Annotated in this window: 1 protein-coding gene; it reads left to right on the forward strand. The window is 58.9% G+C overall.

Going from position 1 to position 1,610, the window contains the following annotated elements; all coding sequences use genetic code 11:
- A partial coding sequence (locus tag CYR52_RS22125; RefSeq protein WP_175579008.1) for an Ig-like domain-containing protein occupies positions 1–1,610 on the forward strand: 1,610 nt, incomplete at both ends.

A 1,610-nucleotide genomic window follows, 5' to 3' on the forward strand; every position in this document is an offset into this window, starting at 1 on the left:
AATGTAACGACGCCAACCTTTACCTTAAGCAATATCGACGCCGACGCAGTGACGGTGGAAGTGCTGATCAACGGCACGGTTTATCCGGCCACCAAAACTGGGGAAACCTGGAACTTCATCGCGCCAGAATTGGCCGACGGCGAGTATACCGTGCAGGTGAGCGTGACGGATGACGCGGGCAATACGGCGACCTCAGCGGCGCTGAATATCACGGTCGATACCGCAGTGAATGCACCAGTCGTCACATTAAGTGACGACACCGGTGTGCTGGGTGACAGCCAGACCAACGACACCACGCCGGGCTTCGCGATTACCACCGACAGCGACGTGGTGACCGTGATGGTCAGCATCGACGGCGGCGCACCGCAGGCGGCGGTACAAGACGCCGCGGGGCAATGGCACTTTGTCACGCCTTCGGCATTGGCTGACGGCGAACACTCTTTGAGCGTCACTGTTACGGATGTGGCGGGCAACAGCATCAGCGGCGAGGCGTTTGCCTTTACCGTCGATACCACGGTCAATATCCCGACCATCGATCTGAATGACGCCTCAGACAGCGGCGCAGACTCGGCCGACAACATCACCAATGTGAAGATACCAACCTTCACCCTGAGCAATATCGACGCCGATGCGATGACGGTGGAAGTGCTGATCAACGGCACCATTTATCCCGCCACCAAAATCGGGGAAACCTGGAGCTTCATTGCGCCAGAACTGGCGGATGGCGAGTATGCGGTGCAGGTAAGCGTCACCGATGACGCGGGCAACACGGCGATTTCAACATCCACAGCGGTACTGATTGATACCGCCATCAGCGCGCCAGTCATTACCCTGAGCGATGACACCGGTGTCACCGGTGACAACCAGACCAATGACACCACGCCGGGCTTTGCGATTACCACCGACAGCGATGTGGTGACCGTGATGGTCAGCATCGACGGCGGCGCACCGCAGGCCGCGACCCAGGATGCGGCGGGGCAGTGGCGCTTTGTGACGCCTTCCACCCTCAGTGATGGCGAGCATTCCCTGATCGTGACGGTCACCGATGTGGCGGGCAACAGCATCAGCGGTGAGTCGTTTGCCTTTACCGTCGATACCACCGTCAATATCCCGGTGATTGACCTGAATGACGCCTCAGACAGCGGTGCCGATTCGGCTGATAACATCACCAATGTAACGACGCCAACCTTTACCTTAAGCAATATCGACGCCGACGCAGTGACGGTGGAAGTGCTGATCAACGGCACGGTTTATCCCGCTACAAAAACCGGGGAAACCTGGAGCTTCACCGCGCCAGAATTGGCCGACGGCGAGTATGCGGTGCAGGTGAACGTCACTGACGACGCGGGCAATACCGCGACCTCATCGGCGCTGAATATCACGGTCGATACGGCGATTACTGCGCCGGTGATTACCCTGAGTGATGACACCGGTGTTCAAGGCGACACCCAGACCAACGACACCACGCCGGGCTTTGCGATTACCACCGACAGCGATGTGGTTACCGTGATGGTCAGCATCGACGGCGGTGCTCCGCAGGCGGCAGTGCAGGATGCAGCAGGGCAATGGCACTTTGTGACACCTTCGGCATTGGCTGACGGCGAACATTC

The organism is Chimaeribacter arupi (assembly GCF_002858805.1).
In the GTDB taxonomy this organism is placed as follows: Bacteria; Pseudomonadota; Gammaproteobacteria; order Enterobacterales; family Enterobacteriaceae; genus Chimaeribacter; species Chimaeribacter arupi.